Source organism: Micromonospora sp. 4G55 (assembly GCF_016803375.1).
In genome coordinates this window covers 15,845-34,703 of sequence record NZ_JAEVHN010000004.1, presented here as the reverse complement: position 1 = coordinate 34,703, position 18,859 = coordinate 15,845, and the positions used below count along the sequence as shown (strand labels likewise).

General features: G+C 70.7%; 14 protein-coding genes and 1 pseudogene. 7 read left to right on the top strand and 8 right to left on the bottom strand.

Going from position 1 to position 18,859, the window contains the following annotated elements:
* Positions 1-32: 32 nt before the first annotated feature.
* Together JNW89_RS00905 and JNW89_RS00900 are read right to left on the bottom strand one after the other, a co-directional pair.
* Positions 33-845 carry a carbohydrate ABC transporter permease gene (locus JNW89_RS00905; RefSeq protein ID WP_238447217.1) on the bottom strand — a complete coding sequence of 271 codons (813 nt, stop codon included), beginning with the start codon at positions 843-845 and terminating at the stop codon, positions 33-35.
* The gene (locus JNW89_RS00900; RefSeq protein ID WP_238447216.1) at positions 838-3,012 is read right to left on the bottom strand and encodes an ROK family protein; all 2,175 of its coding nucleotides are present in this window, start codon (positions 3,010-3,012) and stop codon (positions 838-840) included. The genes JNW89_RS00905 and JNW89_RS00900 overlap by 8 nt, the downstream gene beginning before the upstream one ends.
* A gap of 185 nt (positions 3,013-3,197) precedes the next feature.
* On the opposite strand from JNW89_RS00900, the gene JNW89_RS00895 reads away from it, so the two are divergent.
* Positions 3,198-3,797 carry a TetR/AcrR family transcriptional regulator gene (locus JNW89_RS00895; protein WP_238447215.1) on the top strand — a complete coding sequence of 200 codons (600 nt, stop codon included), beginning with the start codon at positions 3,198-3,200 and terminating at the stop codon, positions 3,795-3,797.
* Positions 3,794-5,422, top strand: coding sequence for an isovaleryl-CoA dehydrogenase (locus tag JNW89_RS00890; RefSeq protein WP_238447214.1), 1,629 nt, complete (start codon positions 3,794-3,796; stop codon positions 5,420-5,422). The genes JNW89_RS00895 and JNW89_RS00890 overlap by 4 nt, the downstream gene beginning before the upstream one ends.
* 12 nt (positions 5,423-5,434) lie before the next feature.
* Here the strand turns inward: JNW89_RS00890 and JNW89_RS00885 are convergent, their stop codons facing one another.
* Positions 5,435-6,625 (bottom strand): MFS transporter, encoded by a 1,191-nt coding sequence (locus tag JNW89_RS00885; protein WP_238447213.1) that lies wholly within the window; start codon positions 6,623-6,625, stop codon positions 5,435-5,437.
* An 83-nt stretch (positions 6,626-6,708) separates the two neighbouring features.
* On the opposite strand from JNW89_RS00885, the gene JNW89_RS00880 reads away from it, so the two are divergent.
* Positions 6,709-7,056: a DUF4326 domain-containing protein gene (locus JNW89_RS00880; RefSeq protein ID WP_238447212.1), complete on the top strand. Its 348-nt coding sequence runs from the start codon at positions 6,709-6,711 to the stop codon at positions 7,054-7,056.
* 180 nt (positions 7,057-7,236) lie between these two features.
* Here JNW89_RS00880 and JNW89_RS00875 read toward each other — a convergent pair whose 3' ends face one another.
* From JNW89_RS00875 to JNW89_RS00860, 4 genes are all read right to left on the bottom strand, one after another.
* Complete coding sequence (locus JNW89_RS00875; protein WP_238447211.1) at positions 7,237-8,352, bottom strand: S8 family peptidase; 1,116 nt, start codon at positions 8,350-8,352, stop codon at positions 7,237-7,239.
* Positions 8,353-8,585: 233 nt separating this feature from the next.
* Positions 8,586-8,795 (bottom strand): hypothetical protein, encoded by a 210-nt coding sequence (locus JNW89_RS00870; protein ID WP_238447210.1) that lies wholly within the window; start codon positions 8,793-8,795, stop codon positions 8,586-8,588.
* 176 nt (positions 8,796-8,971) lie between these two features.
* Entirely contained in the window at positions 8,972-10,462 is a 1,491-nt protein-coding gene (locus JNW89_RS00865) for a CoA-acylating methylmalonate-semialdehyde dehydrogenase (RefSeq protein WP_238447209.1), read from the bottom strand.
* Positions 10,459-11,748, bottom strand: a complete 1,290-nt coding sequence (locus JNW89_RS00860) for an aspartate aminotransferase family protein (protein WP_238447208.1) — start codon at positions 11,746-11,748, stop codon at positions 10,459-10,461. The genes JNW89_RS00865 and JNW89_RS00860 overlap by 4 nt, the downstream gene beginning before the upstream one ends.
* 126 nt (positions 11,749-11,874) lie before the next feature.
* On the opposite strand from JNW89_RS00860, the gene JNW89_RS00855 reads away from it, so the two are divergent.
* Both JNW89_RS00855 and JNW89_RS00850 read left to right on the top strand, forming a co-directional pair.
* Entirely contained in the window at positions 11,875-13,479 is a 1,605-nt protein-coding gene (locus JNW89_RS00855; RefSeq protein ID WP_238447207.1) for a PucR family transcriptional regulator, read from the top strand.
* Between the two features lie 237 nt (positions 13,480-13,716).
* A complete protein-coding gene (locus JNW89_RS00850) occupies positions 13,717-15,273 on the top strand; it encodes an NCS1 family nucleobase:cation symporter-1 (RefSeq protein WP_238447206.1) in 1,557 nt (518 codons plus the stop codon).
* 119 nt (positions 15,274-15,392) lie between these two features.
* On the opposite strand, the gene JNW89_RS00845 is transcribed toward JNW89_RS00850, so the two are convergent.
* Positions 15,393-16,505 carry a transposase gene (locus tag JNW89_RS00845; protein WP_238447205.1) on the bottom strand — a complete coding sequence of 371 codons (1,113 nt, stop codon included), beginning with the start codon at positions 16,503-16,505 and terminating at the stop codon, positions 15,393-15,395.
* A 101-nt stretch (positions 16,506-16,606) separates the two neighbouring features.
* Here JNW89_RS00845 and JNW89_RS00840 point away from each other — a divergent pair.
* A pseudogene (locus JNW89_RS00840) lies at positions 16,607-17,448 on the top strand (nitrilase-related carbon-nitrogen hydrolase).
* Positions 17,445-18,848: a dihydropyrimidinase gene (gene hydA, locus JNW89_RS00835; protein ID WP_238447203.1), complete on the top strand. Its 1,404-nt coding sequence runs from the start codon at positions 17,445-17,447 to the stop codon at positions 18,846-18,848. Before JNW89_RS00840 ends, hydA begins: the two are co-directional and overlap by 4 nt.
* Positions 18,849-18,859 lie beyond the last annotated feature (11 nt).

Below are 18,859 nucleotides of genomic sequence, written 5' to 3'. Positions count from 1 at the left end.
GGATCTCTCCTCGGGGGTGTCCGGTGGGGAAGCTAGGACTTGATTCCGGTGAAGGTGATGCCGCGCACGACGTAGCGCTGGGCGAAGACGTAGAGCGCGAGGATCGGCAGGACGGACATGGTCGAGCCGGCCATGACGACGTTCCAGGCGGTGCTGTACCGCCCCTGGAGCAGCGACAGGCCGACCGGCAGGGTCATGTGCGTCTCGGTCTGCGCGATGATCAGCGGCCAGAGGAACGCGTTCCAGCTCGACATGAAGGCGAAGACGGCGAACGTGGCCAGCGCCGGGGCGACCAGCGGCAGCAGCACCTGGGCGAAGACCCGCAGGTGTCCGGCCCCGTCGACGTACGCCGCCTCGTCCAGCTCCGTCGGCAGCGCCATGAAGGCCTGCCGGAGCATGAACACGCCGAAGCTGGAGACGATCGTGGGCAGCAGCAGCCCGGCGTAGCTGTCGACCAGCCCGAGGTGACGCATCTCGATGAACAGCGGGACGATGATCACCTGCATCGGGATCATCATCGTGGCGAGGTAGAGCACGAACACCGCGCCGCTGCCCCGGAACCGCAGCCGGCTGAACGCGTACGCGGCGGTGGCGCTGGTGAAGAGCTGAAGCAGGGTGGACACGACGGCGACGCCCACGCTGTTGGCGGCGAAGCGCCAGAACGGGAAGGCCTCGCCGAGCCGCCCGTAGGGCTCGACGGTGGGCGGATCGGGTAGCAGGGGCGCGTCGACCCGGGCGAGCTGCCCGTCGCCCGTGAGCGAGGTGATCAGCATCCACGCGAACGGCCCGAGCATCGCCACGGCGCCGAGCGTGAGCGCGACATACCGCAGGAGCTTCCTACTCATAGTGCACCCACCTACGCTGGAGTCGGAGCTGGACCAGGGTGACCAGGAGGATCACCGCGAAGAGCACGATGCTCATCGCCGAGGCGTAGCCGACCCGCCCGTACGAGAAGGCGTTGTTGACGATCTGCTCGACCACGACGCTGGACGCGCCACCCGGACCGCCCTCGGTCATCACCCACACCTGGTCGAAGACCTGGAAGCCGTTGATCAGGCTGATCACGGTGACGAAGAACAGCGACGGGGAGATCATCGGCAGGGTGATGCTGCGCAGCTTGCGCCACCAGCCGGCCCCGTCGAGGGCGGCGGCCTCCAGCAGGTCGCGCGGGATGGCCTGCAGGCCCGCGAGCAGGATCACCGCGACGAACCCGACGTCCTTCCAGACGGAGGCGAGCACCACCGAGGGCATCGCCCAGTCCGGGTCGGTCCACCACCCGGGTCCCGGCACGCCGAGCGCGCCGAGGATGCGGTTGACCAGCCCGTCGGCCGGGTTGAGCAGCCATTTCCACAGCAGTGACACGGCGACCCAGCTGCTGATCACCGGCAGGAAGAAGGTGGCCCGGTAGAGGGTCATCGCGGGGAGCTTGGCGTCCAGCAGCAGTGCCACGGCGAGCCCGCAGACCAGCACCAGCGGCAGGTAGCCGGCCAGATAGGCCAGGGTGTGGCCGAGCGCGGCGTGGAACTCGGCGTCACCGAGCAGTTCGGCGTAGTTGTCCAACCCGACGAAGGTCGGCACGCCGATCAGGTTCCAGTCCTGCAGGCTCACCCAGGCGGTGCCGAGCATCGGGCCGATCCAGAAGCCGAGCAGCAGGAGCAGGCTGGGGGCGAGGAAGCCGGCCGCCGCAACGGCCGTGCGCAACCGGCGGCGGGCGGCACCGGATCGGCGGACCCGCGGCGCCGGCGCTTTCCCTGGCGCCGTGGGCGCTGCGGTGGTGGCGGTACGCGGCCCGGTCACTGGGCCACCTCGGCACCGGGAAAGGCGGCCAGCCGCGCCCGGATGGCGTCGGCGTGCGGCTCGGCGTTCATCGTGAACGGTGCCCGGAGCACCAGGGCGGCGGCGCCCAGCGCCCACTTCGTGTCGTCCCACGGGTCCACGTGCACGCTGACCCCGTCGGCCAGCGGCGGGAACATGCCGGCGCGCAGGGCGGTGAGGAATCCTTCGGCCAGGTGCGGTCCAGGCCAGGGTCCCTTCGCCGCTGACCAGCACCGCCTGCGGGTCGAGCACGGTGGCCAGCCCAGCCGCGACGGTGCCGAGGCGGGCGCCGGCGGCCCGGTAGACGGCCCGGGCCCCGGCGTGTCCGTTGTCCGCCGCCGCGCGCAGGTCGGCCGGACCGGCGTCCGGACCGACGGCACCCACCTCGCGCGCCTGTTCCACGAGCGCGCCGTCGCAGACGTACGTCTCGAGGCAGCCGCGCTTGCCGCAGTGGCAGGGCGGGCCGGCGGGATCCATTGGCAGGTGCCCGAGTTCACCCGCCGCACCGTGCCCGCCGCGGCGCAGGTCACCACCGGAGACGACGGCCGCGCCGACACCCTGCCCGAGGGTGATGGTCAGGAAGTCCTCGTACGGCCGGCCCAGCCCGTACAGGTGCTCGTACGCCGCCAGGGTGTTGACGTCGTTGTCCACCAGCACCGGCACGTCGAGCAGCTGGGTCAGGTAGGCGCGCAGTGGCATGTGCCGCCAGCCCAGCAGCGGCGCCTCCACCAGTCCGGTACGGCTGTCGACGAAGCCGGGGACACCGAGCCCGACCCCGAGCAGCGGCGCGTCGTCGACCGCGGCCAGGTGCGGCGCGAGCAGCTCGGACAACGCCTCGAAGGGGTTGACGGCGGCCTCGTCGAACGGTGCGGAGAACGTGTCCAGCAGGGTGCCGTCGAGGTCGGCGCGCACGCCGGTCAGCCGCCCGGTGGCGACCTTGACCCCGACCGCGTGCCCGGCCGGACCCACCACCGCGAGCAGCTCGCTCGGTCGGCCGCCCCGGGGGACGCCGTCGTCGACCTTGCGGATGACCCCGGCCTCGATCAGCGAGCGGGTGACCGCGGTGACGGTCGGCGGGCTGAGGCCGAGCCGCCGGGCGATGTCGGCGCGCGAGATCGGTCCGTGTCGGCCGATCAGGGCGAGCACGGCGACCCGGTTGACGTCCCGCAGGCGCGGCCCAGAGGTCGCAGCCGCCATGGAAGCACTTCCTTCCGACAGTAAATTCGGTAGCCGAACAAAGGGTCTGAAGATTGCCGGCGGATGTCAAGACCCCGTGATCACACCGAGATCGTCTGGCGGTCGCAGCGGCACCTCTGAAGCACGCCCAAGTTGCCGGGTACACCACCTTGTCGCCAAGGATTGAATGGTGGTTCAATCCTTGCGTGGCCTACCGGAGCACCGACCTCGTGAAGGCTCGGCTGCACGCTTCCCGGGAGCGGATCATCGCCGCGGCCCTGGGAATCATGGCCGAGCACGGGTATGCCGGTTGCTCCGTCGCCGCCGTCGCCGAGCGGGCCGGCCTGGCGACGGGCAGCGTCTACCGCCACTTCCCGACCAAGGCCGACCTGTTCGCCGAGGTGTTCCGCACGGCCTCGCAGCGTGAGGTCGACGCGGTCGCGCGCGCCGCGGCGCTGGAGGCCACCGCCGCCGAGCAGATGTCCGCCGTCGTGGAGACGTTCGCCGGGCGCGCGCTGCAGTCCCCCGCGGTTGCGTACGCCCTGCTCGCCGAGCCGGTCGACCCGGCGGTCGACGCCGAGCGGCTCGTCTTCCGTCGGGCGTACGCCGAACTGATCGCCGGCCACGTCGCGGCCGGTGTGGCGAACGGTGAACTGCCCCCGCAGGACCCCGACCTGACCGCGACCGCGCTGGTCGGCGCCCTGGCCGAAGCCATGGTCGGTCCGCTGGCTGCCGGGGTCGCCGGCCCGGACACCATCCCCGCCCTGATCGCCTTCATCCACCGCGCGCTGGGAGTATCGCCGTGATGACGCACGAGGTGTTCAACCAGGTCCCACCGCTGGCCGGCTACGACGCGGCGGACGACCCGGCACTGCTCGACGGGCTCGAGCGGGAGGGCGCCGGCTGGGCCGCCGCCGAGCTGCACGAGCTCGGTCGGCTGGGCGGCAGCGAGCAGGCCATCGAGTACGGGCGGCTGGCCAACGAGCATCCGCCGACCCTGCGCACCCACGACCGCTACGGCCATCGGATCGACGAGGTCGAGTTCCACCCCGCCTGGCACGAGCTGATGCGCACGGCGGTCACGCACGGCCTGCACGCCGCGCCGTGGGCGGACGACCGACCGGGCGCACACGTGGCCCGGGCCGCCAAGTTCTACACGTGGCGCCCCGACGCCGGCCACGGCTGCCCGATCTCGATGACCTACGCGGCCGTGCCGGCGCTGCGGCACAACCCGGAGCTGGCCGCGCAGTACGAGCCGCTGCTCACCGCCACGACGTACGACTTCGGGCTGCGCTCGCCGCTGACGAAGCGAGGGCTGCTGGCGGGCATGTCGATGACGGAGAAGCAGGGCGGCTCGGACGTACGCGCCAACACCACCACCGCCCGCCCGGCGCCGGACGGCAGCTACCGGCTCGTCGGGCACAAGTGGTTCACCTCCGCACCGATGTGCGACGTCTTCCTCACCCTCGCCCAGGCGCCGGGCGGGCTCACCTGCTTCCTGGTCCCCCGCGTCCTTCCGGACGGCACCCGCAACCCGATGCGCCTGATGCGCCTGAAGGACAAGCTCGGCAACCGATCCAACGCCTCGTCCGAGGTCGAATACGAGCACGCGGTCGCCTGGCGCGTCGGCGACGAGGGGCGTGGCGTCCGCACGATCATCGACATGGTCAATCTGACCCGCCTCGACTGCGTCATCGGCGCGGCGGCCGGGATGCGTCAGGGGGTGATCACCGCCGCCCATCACGTCACCCACCGGCAGGCCTTCGGCCGGTACCTCGTCGACCAGCCACTGATGCGCAACGTACTGGCGGACCTCGCGGTCGAGTCCGAGGCCGCCACCATGCTCATGATGCGCCTCGCCGGAGCGACCGACCGGTCCGCGCGCGGCGACGCCGGCGAGACCGCGTTCAAGCGGCTCGCCCTCGCGGTCGGCAAGTACTGGGTCTGCAAGCGCTGGCCGGCACACGCCGCCGAGGCCCTCGAGTGCCTGGGCGGCAACGGCTACGTCGAGGAGTCGGGCATGCCGCGGCTGTTCCGCGAGTCGCCGCTGAACTCGATCTGGGAGGGCTCCGGCAACGTCGCCGCACTGGACGTACTGCGCGCTCTCATGAAGGAACAGCAGGTCATGGAGGCGTTCCAGGCCGAGGTGAGCGCCGCTGCCGGCACCGACGCACGGCTCGACGCCGCGGTCCGCCAGGTGCAGGCCGACCTGTCCCACCGCGACGACCTCGAACTGCGGGCCCGGCGCGTCGTCGAGCGGCTCGCCCTGGTGCTGCAGGGCGCGCTGCTGGTACGGCACGGCCACCCCGCCGTCGCCGACGCCTTCTGCGCGTCCCGGCTCGGCGGCGATCACGGCCTGGCGTACGGCACCCTGCCGACCGGCGTGGACTTCGCCGGGATCATCTCCCGCGCCACCCCGAAGGTGAGCTGACCGGAGGTCGCGTCAGGTCGCCGGTCGGACGATGGCGAGGAACAGGGCCAGGGCGACGGCCTGGATGGCGGCGACGGTGACGATCACGGCGGTGATCGAGTAGTCGTAGAGGGCGCCGGTGAGCAGCCCACCGACCAGCGTCGCCCCGCCAAGGCCGGCGGCGAAGATGCCGTATGCGGTGCCCCGCCGCGCGGCGGGGACGATGTCGGCGATGGTCGCTCGCATGGTGGATTCCTGGATGCCGAGCACCGCGCCCCAGGCCAGGACCCCGGCGATCGCGGTCGCCGGGGTGGTGGTGAAGGCGGCCAGCGGGATCAGGGCGGTCAGCACGGGTACGGCGGCCAGTACCCGGACGCCGGCCCGGTCGTACAGCCACCCGGAGGCCAGCGCGGCGAGCGCGTCGACGCCCATCGCGGCGGCGTACACGACCGGGACCACCGCCACGGGTACGACGTGCCGGGTGGCGAGGTGGAAGCTGAGCACCCCGAAGGTGGCGTAGCCGGCCGTGGTCACCGCCGTGAACGCCAGATAGGTCCAGAACACCCGGGGCAGCCGGCCGCCCGGCGCAGCGGGCGCCGCGCCGGGTCGAGGGCCCGGTTCGAAGCGACGCGGGTCGGGCACGCCGGCGCGCAGCCACAGCAGCAGGAGCATCGCCGCCACGGCGGGTACGGCCAGGGCGAGGAACGCGGGCCGGTAGTGGTGGGCGGTGACGGCCAGTACGGCGGCGACCAGCAGCGGCCCCGCCACGCCGCCGGCCTGGTCGAGCGCCTCGTGGACGGCGAAGCCCTTGCCGCGGCCGACTGCCCCGGCGGCGTGCGAGAGCATGACGTCCCGCGCCGGGCCGCGGATCGCCTTGCCGGCGCGCTCCGCGACGAACAGCGCCGCGGCCAGCCACAGCGCGGTGGTCAGCCCGAGAGCGGGCACGGCGACCATGGTCACGGCGTAGCCGACCAGGACGAGCGGCCAGTAGGCGCGGGTCCGGTCCGCTAGGGGTCCGGTGGCCAGCCGCCCGGCCAGGGCGGTCGCCTCGCCGGCGCCGGTGACCAGCCCGACGAGCGTCGCGGACGCGCCGAACGTGGCCAGGTAGGGGCCGATGACCGACCGGGCGCCCTCGTACACCATGTCCGACAGCAGGCTGACCACACCGAAGGCGGTCACGAACCGCCACGGCGTCCACCTGCTGGTGAGCGCGGTGACCCTCACCCGTGCAGTCTGGCCTACCGGCAAGCTGGCCGGGCACGGATCGGCCCGACTACCGTTTGCCGGGAGAACCGAGGAGCCGAGGCATGCGGGCAACCACCGTCGTCAACCTGAAGGGCCACCGCGACGACCCGGCGTACGCCGACGTGGTCTACGTCGGGCGCGCCATGTATCGCGGCGGCTGGCAGCTCCCGCAATCCCCGTTGTCCAGCCCGTACCGCCCCGGACCGGACGGCACCCGGGACGAGGTAATCGAGAAGTACCGCGCGTACCTGCTCGACAGCCCCGAACTCCTCGCCCTCCTGCCGGATCTGCGCGGGCGCAGGCTCGGCTGCTGGTGCGTGCCGGAGCGCTGTCACGCCGAGGTGATCGCGGAACTCGCCGACTCCCCACCGGCGGCGAGCCCGCGGTCGTCGCGTCGAGCTCGACCCTGATCGGAGCACCTCCGTGGCCGCGAGACGGCCGCTGCGGTGAAGGGGCGCGGTGTCGGCTGGGAAACGGCTACTTCCGGCAGGGCCGCACGGTGCGCTGTTCGCGCCACGGCGGGCAGAACCCGGGGTCGGAATCCCGCCCGCCATGGACGTCGCGTACGCCGGCCTCTCAACGAACAGGCGTCATTGGTCGGGGTGCTGGCACGGGGTGAGCCGCAGCCGGGACGTCCCGGTCGGCGTCAGGTGCGGGGGCGCCGCCACGGCGGCCTGGGCGTCGACGATGCCCCAGCCGTAAGCCGGGGTGTAGACACCGCGCAGGCCGACGACCGGGGTGCGGGACGTCGACATCAGGACCGAGTAGACGTTGTCGAGGCTGCGCTGCTGGGCGAAGAGCAGGGCCGCGACCCCCGCGACGTAGGGGGTGGCCATCGACGTGCCGGCATAGGCGTCGTAGGCGCCCTGCCCGCAGGTGGCCGAGCCGGTGCCCACCGGGACGCTGGACCACACGTCGTCGTCGCAGGTGACCAGGCCGGCGCCGCCGGGAGCGGCAACCGCCCTCAGGTCAGCTTTCACGCCGAGGTTGGAGTACCACGCCTTCGCCTCGTTCCGGTCGGTGGCGGCGACGCAGAGAGCTCCAGGTTCCCAGGCCGGGGTGTCGCAGAGCGGTGCCGTCTCGTTGCCGGCGGCGGCGATGACCGCGACGCCCTTCGCCTGCGCGTACGCGATCGCCTCGGTCGCCGCCGACTCCAGGCCGGTGAGGGTGAGCGCCTGGGATCCCGGCAGCGCGCCGAGGCTGAGGTTGATCACCTTGGCACCGTGGTCGGCCGCGTAGCGAATGCCCGCAGCGATGTCGGCGAAGCTGCCGCTGCCCGCTTCCAGCACCTTGATCGGCATGATCCGCGCGTCGGGAGCGACGCCCGCGACGCCCACCCCGTTCCCGGTGGCGGCGGCCGCGATGCCCGCGACGTGCGTGCCGTGCTCGTCGCTGGCGTCGGGCTTGCCGTTCGGGCCCCGCCAGTCGCCGTTGCCGCAGGAGGTTGAGCCACAGTCGACGAAGGTCGCGCCGGGCACAAGCTTGGCTGCCAGATCCGGGTGGTTGAGGTCGACGCCGGTGTCCACGACCGCGATCACCACACCGGCACCCGTGCTGGTCGCCCAGGCCTGTTCGGCGTGGATCTGCCGCAGGCCCCACTGCTTGTCGTACAACGGATCGGTGACGGCTGCCTGGGCGGGTGTCGCGGCGACGACGACGAGCGCGGTGGCCAGGGCGGTGCCGGCGAGTTTTCTGGCGATCGGCATGAGACGTCTCCTCAGGATGCGACAGCGTTTCATCTATGCATCGGTGATCGCGCTCGAAACGCAACAGCGGCGGCCGGAGACGATCGAGTAGATCGCGGCGAGGCTCGGGATCGGGTCGGCCGAGACGCTGCGCAAGTGGGTGCGCCAGGCCGGCCGCGACGTCGTTCCGGGGCCGGCTACGCGGTGAAGCTCGCCTCGGCTCCCACCCCGCGACACGCCGACCTGACAAAGCACTACTGGTCGACGTGCTGTGCACAAGGCACGGTGCGGAGATGGAGGAACTCCGTCACCCCGATCATGCCGACGAGCTGGCGGACGACCGGCGGCAGGTCCCGGCGGGCGGGGTCGTGCACGAGGCGGGGAGCGGTGAGCCGCACGCGCCGGCCGCGGATCTCCAGGTCACAGCCGCCTGCCGCCAGCACGTTCCTCGCCCAGTCGGTCATCCCATGATGACGCCGAAGCCCGGCAGCCGCCCGGCCAGCGGACCAGTCACCCGGTTGGTGACGACCCGGTTGAACCGCGCCAACCGCTTGGGTAACACCATGGCCACCATGTTCCCCGAAGGGCGATCGAAGCGCCGGTCGACACTTCGATCGCTGCCTTGGCCCTGCTCGGTTGCTCAGGTGTTCTGTGGGAAGCCGAGGTTCACGCCGCCGTGGGACGGATCGAGCCACCTGCTGGTGACCACCTTGGCCCTGGTGAAGAAGTGCACGCCGTGCGGCCCGTACGCGTGCGAGTCGCCGAACAGGGAGTCCTTCCAACCCCCGAACGAGTAGTACGCGACCGGAACCGGGATCGCCACGTTGACGCCGACCATGCCGACCTCGATCTCGTTCTGGTACCGCCGCGCGGCGCCGCCGTCGTTGGTGAAGATGGCGGTGCCGTTGCCGTACGGGTTGGCGTTCACCACGTCGACCGCATCGTCGTAGCTGGCGACCCGTACCACCGAGAGCACCGGACCGAAGATCTCGTCGGTGTAGATGGACATGTCCACGTCGACGTGGTCGAAGAGGGTCGGCCCCAGCCAGAAGCCGCTGTCGTCACCGTCGATGGGTTGATCGCGTCCGTCGACCACCAGCTTCGCGCCCGCGGACCGGCCGGCGTCCAGATATGACCGCACCCGGTCGCGGTGCGCTCCGGTGACCAGCGGTCCCATCTCGCAGCCCGGGCGGCGACCGTCGCCGACGTGCAGTCCGGTGATCCGCTCGCTGATCTTGCCGACCAGCTCGTCGCCGACCGGGTCCACCGCCACGACGACGGAGATCGCCATGCAGCGCTCACCGGCCGAGCCGAAACCGGCCGAGACGGCGGCGTCCGCGGCGAGGTCGAGGTCGGCGTCGGGCAACACGACCATGTGGTTCTTCGCGCCGCCGAGCGCCTGCACCCGCTTGCCGTGACGCGTTCCGGTCTCGTAGACGTACCGGGCGATCGGCGTCGACCCGACGAACGAGACCGCCTTGACCTCCGGATGCTCGAGGATGCGGTCGACCGCCTCCTTGTCGCCGTGCACGACGTTGAACACGCCATCGGGTAGCCCGGCCTCGGCGAAGAGCTCCGCCAGGAAATTCGCCGCGGAGGGGTCCTTCTCGCTCGGCTTCAGCACCACGGTGTTGCCGCACGCGATGGCGTTGGGCACGAACCACAGCGGCACCATCGCCGGGAAGTTGAACGGGGAGATCACCCCGACCACGCCGAGCGGCTGCTGGATCGAGTACACGTCCACCTTGGTCGAGGCATTCTCGCTGAACCCGCCCTTGAGCAGCTGCGGGATGCCGCAGGCGAACTCCACCGCCTCCAGCGCCCGCTGTATCTCGCCCGCCGCGTCGGAGAGCACCTTGCCGTGCTCGGCGGTGATGATCTCGGCGAGGTCGGACTTGCGGGCGTTGAGCAGTTCGCGGAACGCGAACATCACGTTCGCGCGTTGAGCGAGCGAGGCGTGGCGCCACCGGGAGAAGGCTTCGCGGGCGGCGGTGACCGCCTCGTCGACGTCCGAGGCGCTGGCGAAATCGACCTGCCCGCCGACCTGACCCGTCGCGGGGTCGTACACGTCACCCGTGCGCTGGGCGATACCGGTCCAGGCCTTGCCGCCGATCCGGTGCGTGATCCTCATGCCGACACCGCCTCGATCGCCTCGGCGAGGATGCCCAGCGCCTCGTCGGCCTCCTCCTCGGTGAGCGTCATCGGCGGCGCCAGCCGGATCACGTTGCCGTGCAGGCCGCCCTTGCCGACCAGCAGTCCGCGACTGCGGGTCTCCTCCAGCAGGGCGGTGGCGGCCGCGGGGTGGGGTTCGCCGGCCGGGCCGACGAACTCGAGGGCGAGCATCAGACCCTTGCCGCGTACGTCGCCGACCACCGGATGCGTCGCGGCGACCGAGCGAAGACCCTGGATCAGGCGGTTTCCCAGCTTTGCGGCGTTCGCCTGCAGGTCGTGGTCCAACAGGTAGTTGAGGGTGGCGAGGGCCCCCGCCGTGGAGATCGGGTTGCCACCGAAGGTGGAGATCGAGTTTGCGTGCAGGCAGTCCATGAGTTCCGCGCGCGCGACGACACCGCCGATCGCCAGACCGTTGCCGAGTCCCTTGGCGAAGGTCATCGCGTCCGGCACGACGTCGTGCGCCTGGATGCCCCAGAAGTGCTCGCCGGTACGGCCCCAACCGGTCTGGACCTCGTCGGAGACCAGCAGGATGCCGTACTCGTCGAGCACCTTCTTGAACTCGCGGAACAGGCCGTCGGGCGGGGAGGCGAACCCGCCCACGCCCTGGATCGGCTCGACGATCATGCAGGCCACGTCGCCGGCGGTGGTTGTCTCGATCACCTCGCGCAGGTCGGCGACGCACGCCTTGACGTAGTCGGCGTCCGACCGGTCCTTGAAGGGGCTGCGGTACCGGTAGCCACCGTGCACCCAGCTCACCGTGATCGGGCTGAGCGCGCTGGCCGACCAGCCGCGGATGCCGGTGATCGCGACGGTGGCGAACGCGCGCCCGTGGTACGAGTTGCGCAGCGCGAGCACCTGCCCGCTACGGCGGTACTGCGTGGCGAGCATCAACGCGGTCTCGTTGGCCTCGGTGCCCGAGTTGGTGAAGAACACCTTCGCGTCCGGGATGCCGGACAGCTGCGCGATCTTCTCGGCGAGCTCGACCTGCGACTCGATCAGGTACAGCGTCGAGGAGTGCAGCACGCCGGTGTCGATCTGCGCGCGGACCGCGTCGCTGATCTCGGCCACGTCGTAGCCGACCGAGTTGGTGAGAATGCCGCCGAAGAAGTCGAGGTACGTGCGGCCCTCGCGATCGGTCACCCGGCGACCGTGCGCGCTGGCGATCTCAATCGGCTCCTCGTAGTAGAGGGCCAGCCACTTCGGCAGCACGGACCGGTGTCGATGCAGCAACTCCCGATGCGCCATCGCGTCCTCCGTCTCTCGTGACTGAGCCGAGTGTCGCGAGACTTCGGTGCTCGCCGCCACCGACAACCTGTACGGGTCGGCACCGATGGCACTACGTTGTGTGCATCCCTCGCACGGGGAGGCCGCATGTATCCCACGGTCGCCGAAGCCATGGCGCTGCCCGTGATCCGGCGCGCCAGGCCCCGCGTCGTCGCCGGGTCCGCCGGCTTGCAGGGGCATGTCCGCTGGGTCCACGCGGCGGAGGTCGCCGACATCGCCCATCTGCTGCGCGGCGGCGAGCTCGTGCTGACCACCGGCATCGCGCTGCCGGACGAGGAAACCGCGCTGACGACGTACGTGGACGACCTGGCCGCGGTCGGCGCGGCGGGGCTCGTGGTGGAGCTGGTCCGGCGCTGGAGCGACCACGTGCCGGAGGCGCTGGTGGCGGCTGCGGACCGACACCGCTTGCCGTTGATCACGCTGGCCCGGGAGACGCAGTTCGTGTCCGTCACGGAGGCGGTCGTGGCGTTGATCGTGGACGCGCAGCTCGCCGAGCTGCGGGCCGCTGAGCAGGTGCACGAGACGTTCACCGCGCTCACGGTCGCCGGGGCGGAGCCGGCCGAGGTGTTGCGCGAGGTCGCGAGGATCTCCGGCCTGCCGGTCGTGCTGGAGACGCTGGGGCACGACGTGCTGGCGTACGACGCGGCCGGGCAGGACCCGATCGAGCTGCTGACCGACTGGGGGCAACGATCCCGGTCCGTGGCGGTGTCCCAACGGACCGCCTACGACGAGGAAGCCGGCTGGCTGATCACCGCGGTCGGCGCGCAGGGCGCCGACTGGGGACGGCTGGTGCTGCTCTCGCCGGCCCCTCCCCCGCACCGGCACGTGGTGGTCGCGGAGCGGGCCGCGTCGGCACTGGCGGTGCACCGGCTCGTGGCGCGGGATCGAGAGAGCCTGGAGCGGCAGACGCACCGGATGTTGCTCGCGCAGCTGCTCGGCCAGGCACTGCCGCCTCCTGACCTGGCGGCACGGGCGGCCGCGTTGGGCGTTGCGCTGGAACGGCGGCAACTGGTCGGGGTGGCGATCCGGCCGGGGAGCATCACGCCACGCGCCCCCGCACTGGCCACGCAGGAGGTGTTGCGGGACCTCGCGGAGGCCACCGCGTTGGCCGCGCGCCGGGTGAGCGTGCCGGCGTTGGTGGGCGTCGTGGACGAGACGAGCGTGCGCGCGTTGTTGTCGTTGCCCGCGCAGGCGGGAGTCGACCCGGTGCTGCGGCGCCTGGCCCGAGAGGTGCACCGCTCGGCCGCCGGTGCCGTGGTGGTGGCAGTCGGAACGACGGTGTCGCAGGTGTCGGACGTGCGGCGCAGTCTGGGGGAGGCTGCTCACGTCGCCGGTGCCGCCCTGCGCTCCCCCGGCACCCCGCTCTACCACCGCCTGGATGACGTGCGACTGCGTGGCCTGCTGCACCTGCTGCGCGAGGACGAGCGCGTCCGGGCCTTCGCTCGCCGGGAGCTCGGACCCCTGCTGGCGCGCGATGACAGCCAGGGCAGCCGGCTGGTGGAGCTGCTGCGCTGCTTCTGCGAGCAGGGCGGGAACAAGTCGGCGGCGGCCGGCGCGGCGCACCTGTCGCGCACCGCGTACTACCAGCAGCTGTCGCGGATCGCGCAGGTGCTCGGGGTGTCGCTGGAGGACCCGGAGTCGATGTTGTCGTTGTACGTGGCGCTGCTGGTGCACGAACTCGACGACGCGTGACAGGTCAAGGGTCCGGCCGGAGACCCGAATCCATCCACCGCGGCGATTGACAGCTCCGCGCCGGCATGCCCGTGGACAGAGTGTGCCCCGATCATGGCAAGCGTGGACACTTTGCCGCTGCCCGTGGCGGGCCCGGGACACCCACCATTCCGGTAAAGATCGTGCTGATCCGCCCCCACCCGCAGCACGCGCCGGTTGGCCGGCCGCTGTTGCGGCAGCGTGACAGGGAGGTGACCGATGGCCGTTGAACCCCTGCCCCCCACCGAGACCACCGCGGTCGAGCCGGGCACACAGATCACCCATCCGGACGGCCGAGTCGAGTTGCGGGACTTCTCGACGATCGCCGACAGCCGTTACTTCAACGAGGAACTCGCCCCGGTTCCCATCGAGAAGCGCACCTGGACCACGTACAACTTCGCGGCGCTGTGGATCGGCATGGCGCACAACATCCCCACCTACCTGCTCGCCGCCGGGCTCATCCAGCTCGGCATGAACTGGGTGCAGGCATTCCTCACGATCACGCTGGGCAACCTGCTCGTCCTGATCCCGATGCTGTTGAACAGCCACGCGGGCACGAAGTACGGGATCCCCTTCCCGGTCTTCGCCCGCGCGTTCTACGGAGTCCGCGGCGCGAACCTCCCGGCCCTGCTGCGCGCCTTCATCGCGTGCGGCTGGTTCGGCATCCAGACCTGGATCGGCGGCGAGGCGATCTACGCGATCGCCGGCAAGCTGCTCGGCTCCTGGTGGGTCGACGCGGCGACGGTGATGGACTACCCGTGGACGCTGTGGGCCTCGTTCTTCCTGTTCTGGGCGATCGAGATGGCGATCATCTGGCGGGGCATGGACACCCTGCGGCGCTTCGAGAACTGGGCCGCACCGTTCGTCATCGTGGTCGCCGTCGCCCTGCTGATCTGGGTGCTGGTCGAGGCGGGCGGGCTCGGCCCGATCCTGTCCGAGCCGTCGAAGCTGGGCTGGGGCGCCGACTTCTGGAAGCTGTTCGCGCCGTCCCTGATGGGGATGATCGCCTTCTGGGCGACGCTGTCGCTGAACATCCCCGACTTCACCCGGTTCGGTGGCAGCCAGCGGCAGCAGGCCACCGGCCAGATCCTCGGCCTGCCCACCACGATGTCCTTCTTCGCCATCCTGTCCATCCTGATCACCTCGGGCACGGCCGTGATCTACGGCGAGGCCATCTGGGACCCCATCCAACTGGCCGCGAAGTTCGAGAACCCACTGGTCGTCGCGCTCGGCCTGTTCACCGTCGTGGTGGCCACGCTGTCGGTGAACGTCGCGGCGAACACGGTCAGCCCGGCGTACGACTTCTCCAACGCCGCGCCCCGACTGGTCAACTTCCGGACCGGGGGCCTGATCACCGGCGTGCTCGGCATCCTGATCCAGCCGTGGCGCCTGGTGCAGGACCCCAACATCTACATCTTCGTCTGGCTCGGGTTCTACGGCGGCCTGCTCGGCGCGGTCGCCGGCGTACTCATCGCCGGGTACTGGGTCCGCCACCGCACCAGCCTCCAACTGCCGGCCCTCTACCGCCCCGAGGGCAGGTACTGGTTCTCCGGCGGGTGGAACTGGCCCGCCATCGTCGCCACCGTCGTCGGCGCGGTCCTCGCGGTCGGTGGCGCCTACTCCGCGCCCGGCAAGGGGCCGTTCCCGTCCGACGGGCTCATCCCGTTCCTCAAGCCGCTCTACGACTACAGCTGGGTGGTCGGGCTGATCGCCGGGTTCCTCGTCTACCTGGCGCTGTCGATGCCGCGCACCGCGCACGCGAAGGGGGAGAATTGACATCCTCCACCGCCCTGAAGGGCGGGGATTCCCTCGGTCAACCGAGGGGGTTCCTGCTTCACCGGGCCGCGCCTTCACCGCTGACGCGGGTCGGGTCTTGCCGGCCCTCCACAGGCGTTTTACCTCTCCGCCAGCCCGGCGGCGAGGATGTTGCACGCGGCGTTGACGTCCCGGTCGTGCACGGCATCACAGCCGGGACACGTCCAGGCGCGAACGCCGAGGGTCATCGCGTTGTTGATCCGCCCGCACGCCGAACAGGTCTTCGTGCTCGGATGCCAGCGGTCGACGGCGATCACCTGCCGCCCGTACCAGGCGGCCTTGTACTCGATCATGTTCCGCAGGCGTGTCCATGCCGCGTCGGAGATGGCGCGGGCCAGGCTGTGGTTGCGCAGCATGTTGCGCACGCTGAGGTCTTCGATCGCGACCGTTTGGTTCTCGCGGACGAGTCGAGTCGACAGCTTGTGCAGGTTATCCCGCCGCCGGTCGGCGATGCGGCAGTGGATGCGGGCCACGGCAAGCCGAGCTTTGGCCCGGTTCTTGGTGTCCTTGCCCTTACGGGACAGGTTCCGCTGCGCCTTGGCCAACTTGCGCCGGTCGGCGCGCTCATGACGCGGGTTGGTGATCTTCTCCCCGGTGGACGAGGTGAGCAGGCTCGTGATGCCCACGTCCACCCCGACCGCCGTGGACAGCGGCGGCAGTGGCTTGACGGTGGGGTCGTCGACCAGCAGGGACACGAACCACCGACCGGCCGCGTCGCGGGACACCGTGGCCGTCGACGGTTCGGCCCCTTCGGGCAAGGGCCGCGACCACACGATGCCCAGCGGGGCGTCCATCTTGGCCAGGGTGAGTTGCCCGTGACGCCAGCGAAACGCCGAGCGGGTGTATTCCGCCGACGCCCGGGACTTGCGCTTGGCCTTGAAACGCGGGTAGCGCGACCGCTTGCGCCAGAACGCGGCGAACCCGGCTTGCAGGTGCCGCAGCGTCTGCTGCAACGGCACCGAGCTGACCTCGTTAAGGAACGCCAGCTCCTCGGTGCGCTTCCACTCGGTCAGCCACGCCGAGGACTGCACATAGGTGCTGCGCTGCTGGTCAGCGGCCCACGCACGGGTGCGCGCCTCCAAGGCGAGGTTGTAGACCTTTCGCACACACCCGAAGGTGCGGTTGAGCTGATCGGCCTGCCCTGGGGTCGGATAGAAGCGGTACTTGTATGCCCGCTTCACCGCCTCACCCACGCCTCACATTCTATCCAGCCACCACGCAAAACGAGCATCGAGGGGAGGGAGCGGCGTTACCTCCCGGCCCTACACGGCCGGGTTTCCACGCCGCGATCCTGATGAGCAACAGCATCCGAGCCGGGCTGGTGCAGCAGAAGTGGACCGGCGACAAGGAGTCGATGATCGCAGGAGCGGTCGAGGCCATCCGCACCGCCGCCTCGCAGGGCGCACAGGTGGTCTGCCTGCAGGAGTTGTTCTACGGCCCGTACTTCTGCCAGATCCAGGACGCCGACTACTACTCGTACACCGAGGCCATCCCGGACGGGCCGACGACCGCGCTGATGCGCGAGGTCGCCGAGCAGCACGGCGTGGTGCTGATCGTGCCGATGTACGAGCAGGAGCAGCCCGGTGTCTACTACAACACCGCTGCGGTGATCGACGCCGACGGCACCTACCTCGGCAAGCACCGGAAGAACCACATTCCGCAGGTGAAGGGGTTCTGGGAAAAGTTCTACTTCCGGCCGGGAAACCTCGGCTATCCGGTGTTCGACACCGCCGTGGGGCGCATCGGCGTCTACATCTGCTACGAGCGGCACTTCCCCGAGGGCTGGCGGGCGCTCGGCCTGGCCGGCGCGAAGATCGTCTTCAACCCGTCGGCGACCAGCCGCGGCCTGTCGGAGTACCTGTGGCGGCTGGAGCAGCCGGCGGCGGCGGTGGCGAACGAGTACTACGTCGGCACCATCAACCGGGTCGGGGTGGAGCCGTTGGGCGACAACGACTTCTACGGCCAGTCCTACTTCGTCGACCCGCGCGGCCAGTTGGTCGGCGACGCCGCTCCGACACCGCGGAGGAGGTCGTCGTCCGCGACCTCGACATGGACGCGCTGGCCGAGGTCCGCGACCTGTGGGCCTTCTACCGCGACCGCCGTCCCGACACGTACGAATCGCTGGTGAAGCCGTGAGCATCGTCATCCGCAACGGAACGGTCGTCAACGCCACCGGGGCGTACCCGGCGGACGTGCTGGTCGAGGGTGAGCGGATCGCGGCGCTCGCCGCGCCCGACTCGGGCCTGGCCGAGCAGTGGGCGGCTGGCGCCGAGCGCGTGATCGACGCCGCCGGGAAGTACGTGGTGCCGGGCGGCATCGACGGCCACACCCACATGGAGATGCCGTTCGGCGGCACGTTCTCGGCGGACAATTTCGAGACCGGGACGATCGCGGCGGCCTGGGGCGGCACGACGACCATCGTCGACTTCGCCGTACAGGCCAAGGGCACGTCCGTGCTGTCCGCGCTGGACAAGTGGCACGGCAAGGCCGACGGCAACTGCGCGATCGACTACGCGTTCCACATGATCGTCTCGGACGTCAACGACACGTCGCTGAAGGAGATGGAGGCCTGCATCGACGCGGGCGTCAACACGTTCAAGATGTTTATGGCCTATCCGGGGGTCTTCTACGCAACCGACGGGGAGATCCTGCGGGCGATGCAGAAGGCCCGGGACACCGGGTCGATGATCATGATGCACGCGGAGAACGGCATCGCGATCGACCAGCTCGTCGCGCAGGCGTTGGCCAACGGTCAGACGGACCCGGTGCAGCACGGCCTGACCCGGCCGCCCGAGCTGGAGGGCGAGGCGACCTCCCGGGCGATCGCGCTGGCCAAGGTCACCGGCGCGCCGCTGTACATCGTGCACCTGTCCGCCGCGCACGCCCTGGACGCGGTCACCCAGGCGCGTGACACCGGGCAGAACGTGTTCGCCGAGACCTGCCCGCAGTACCTGTTCCTGTCGCTGGAGGATCTGGCCAGGCCCGACTTCGAGGGCGCGAAGTACGTCGCCTCTCCCCCGCTGCGTCCGAAGGAGCACCAGGCGGAACTGTGGCGGGGCCTGCGCACCAACGACCTGTCGCTGGTCTCCACCGACCACTGCCCCTTCTGCTTCAAGGACCAGAAGGAGCTGGGCCGGGGCGACTTCTCCAAGATCCCGAACGGGATGCCGGGCGTCGAGCACCGGATGGACCTGCTCTATCAGGGCGTCGTGAAGGGCGAGATCACCCTGGCGCGCTGGGTGGAGATCAGCTCGACCACGCCCGCCCGGATGTTCGGCCTCTACCCGCGCAAGGGCGTCATCGCGCCGGGCGCCGACGCGGACATCACGGTGTACGACCCGACGGCCCGGCAGACCATTTCGGCCAGCACGCACCACATGAACGTGGACTATTCCGCGTACGAGGGCATGGAGCTGACCGGAAAGGTCTCCACCGTGCTGTCCCGTGGTCGGGTCGTGGTCGACGACAACGCCTTCCACGGCGCGGCCGGGCACGGCAGGTTCCTCAAGCGCGATCTCAGTCAGTACCTCGTCTGAAAAGGAGAAGC

Excerpts from the sequence above, each read along its gene's own strand:
- JNW89_RS00850 (WP_238447206.1), top strand. The coding sequence starts at position 13,717 with ATGGCCGTTGAACCCCTGCCCCCCACCGAGACCACCGCGGTCGAGCCG.
- JNW89_RS00875 (WP_238447211.1), bottom strand. The coding sequence starts at position 8,352 with ATGCCGATCGCCAGAAAACTCGCCGGCACCGCCCTGGCCACCGCGCTC.
- JNW89_RS00870 (WP_238447210.1), bottom strand. The coding sequence starts at position 8,795 with ATGACCGACTGGGCGAGGAACGTGCTGGCGGCAGGCGGCTGTGACCTG.
- JNW89_RS00905 (WP_238447217.1), bottom strand. The coding sequence starts at position 845 with ATGAGTAGGAAGCTCCTGCGGTATGTCGCGCTCACGCTCGGCGCCGTG.
- JNW89_RS00900 (WP_238447216.1), bottom strand. The coding sequence starts at position 3,012 with ATGGCGGCTGCGACCTCTGGGCCGCGCCTGCGGGACGTCAACCGGGTC.
- JNW89_RS00860 (WP_238447208.1), bottom strand. The coding sequence starts at position 11,748 with ATGGCGCATCGGGAGTTGCTGCATCGACACCGGTCCGTGCTGCCGAAG.
- JNW89_RS00855 (WP_238447207.1), top strand. The coding sequence starts at position 11,875 with ATGTATCCCACGGTCGCCGAAGCCATGGCGCTGCCCGTGATCCGGCGC.
- JNW89_RS00865 (WP_238447209.1), bottom strand. The coding sequence starts at position 10,462 with ATGAGGATCACGCACCGGATCGGCGGCAAGGCCTGGACCGGTATCGCC.
- JNW89_RS00880 (WP_238447212.1), top strand. The coding sequence starts at position 6,709 with ATGCGGGCAACCACCGTCGTCAACCTGAAGGGCCACCGCGACGACCCG.